The sequence below is a fragment of the Pseudomonas sp. P4_C3 genome, from assembly GCF_056402075.1.
This window is the reverse complement of the sequence record NZ_JBFUIC010000516.1, coordinates 1-2,090: the sequence shown is the minus strand read 5'-3', so window position 1 is coordinate 2,090 and position 2,090 is coordinate 1. Positions and strand designations below refer to the sequence as shown.

The following is a 2,090-nucleotide window of genomic DNA, read 5'->3' as shown; positions in this document are numbered from 1 at the left end:
ATCATCCATACTCCAGCCGTGTCAGGTGTCCCCGCGAGTTTCATGCGCCAGAGTCTGGAAGCAGCCGGTTTCGACATGGCCGCCTTGCAAGGCAAGGGCGAGATCAACTTCGGCTCCAAGCTCAAACCCGTGAGCGATGAGGCCAAAGCCTGGAAAACCGTTTGGTCTGCCGGCCAGGGCGTGGGAGAAATCGAGGACTTGCCGAGTGTCGAGCAGTTGATTGCACGTCTCGACGCGGAGTACCGCAAGGCCCTGGAGCAGGCTGCCCAGTTGACCAAACGCTGGCCGAGCTGACAGCARACCTTGGCCAGTCTTGCCCGGCTGGCCTTACTCTCGCCCGGGCACAACATTCTTCTTTCAACCTCTCGCGACAAGGATGCTTCGCACATGGGCGAAAATCATTTCAAGATCGTATTCGAGGGCGCCTTGCTGCCCGGTGTCGACATCACCACGGCAAAGCTCAATCTCGCCGACTTGTTCAAAAGCGATGTCACGGCCATTGAACGCTTGTTCACCGGGCGTCCGGTAGCGCTCAAACGCAACCTGTCGCAAGCCGATGCCCAGACCTATCTCCAGGCGCTGAGCAAAACCGGTATCGACGCCCGCATCGAAGCCGAAACGCCGATCGAACTGAACCTCGCCGACGTTCACGACCACCCTTCGGCCAGTAGCCAGGCTGCCCTGGCAGATCCGCAGTCCCCTTACGCTCCGCCTCGCGCGCCCGTCGGCGAAGCCGTGGCGGAATTCGCCACGCTCAAGCCCTTCAGTTTCGATGGCCGGATCGGCCGCTTGCGTTACCTCGCCTGGACGCTGGTGCTGTCAACTGTGCTTCTGGCCGTTTGCGGGGTGTTTGCCTTGGTCGCCCTGGCTCTCATCGGCGCGGATTCGACCGCCGGCCTGATATTGGGCAGCTTGCTGGCCTTGATCCTGTTCGTCGGATTTGTATTCGTCAGCATCCAGATCACTGTTCAACGCTTGCACGATGTCGGCTGGTCCGGCTGGCTGTGGCTGCTGAACCTGGTGCCGTTCGTTGGCAGTTTCTTTCCGTTCATGATCATGGTCGTACCGGGCAACGACACCGCCAACCGCTACGGCCCGCCGCCTCCGCCGAACGGTACCGCGGTCAAGGTATTGTCTTCGCTGTGGCTGATCGTTATCGCGCTGGTTCTGTTCGGCTCGCTGGCCGGTGGTCTCACGGCGATACGGGAAGAATACAAAAGCGCCGCCCAGAGCAGCTACGAAAGCAGTTCGGTCACCACCGATGAAATCGAAGTCGAGATCGAACCGGTGCCAAATTCCACCGACGATGCAGCCGAAGAGGCCCGGCCCCCTGTAGACTCTGCGAAAGAATGAACAGCGCTCCTGGCCCGTGACACCTGCGTCGCGGCGCGGAGCTGTTGCGATGGAGAACTGCATGACCCGTTACGCTCTGATCACTGGCGCCTCCAGCGGCATCGGCCTGGCAATGGCCGAAGCGCTGGCCCGGCGCGGCCGCAGCCTGATTCTGGTGGCCCGACAACGTGATCAGCTGGAAAGTATTGCGATTGAACTGACCCAAAGGTTCGGCGTGGAAGTGTTGTTCCGTGCCTGTGACCTGGGCGAACCGCTGCGCCTGTCCGGATTCCTGCTGGAACTGGAAGAAGGCGACCGGCAGATCGATCTGTTGGTCAACTGCGCCGGTATCGGTACCTGCGGCCCGTTTCTGGCCCAGGACTGGATGACCGAGCAAGACCTGATCGAAGTGAACATCCTCGCCCTCACCCGCCTGTGCCACGCCATCGGCAACAGCATGGCCCTGCAAGGCGGCGGGCAGATTCTGAATGTGGCCTCGGTGGCGGCGTTTCAACCGGGGCCGTGGATGAGCACTTATTACGCCAGCAAAGCGTATGTGCTGCACTTTTCCGAAGGATTGCGCGTCGAGCTGAGAAAATGTGCGATCAAGGTTTCGGTGCTCTGCCCCGGGCCGACCCGCACGGCGTTTTTCCGTACCGCACAACTCGACAGCGACAAACTGGCCAACAGCAAACTGCTGATGAGCCCCGAGGAAGTGGCGCTCTACACCGTGTGCGCACTGGAAAAGAATCAAGCGA

2 protein-coding genes and 1 pseudogene are annotated in these 2,090 nt (G+C 60.7%); all 3 read left to right on the top strand.

All coding sequences use genetic code 11. The features are described from left to right. A pseudogene (locus AC1DVH_RS30075) lies at positions 1-294 on the top strand (nitronate monooxygenase); the annotation flags it as partial. A 93-nt stretch (positions 295-387) separates the two neighbouring features. Further along, entirely contained in the window at positions 388-1,353 is a 966-nt protein-coding gene (locus AC1DVH_RS30070; RefSeq protein WP_477756860.1) for a DUF805 domain-containing protein, read from the top strand. Between the two features lie 61 nt (positions 1,354-1,414). Further along, a partial coding sequence (locus AC1DVH_RS30065; RefSeq protein WP_477756859.1) for an SDR family NAD(P)-dependent oxidoreductase occupies positions 1,415-2,090 on the top strand: 676 nt, incomplete at its 3' end.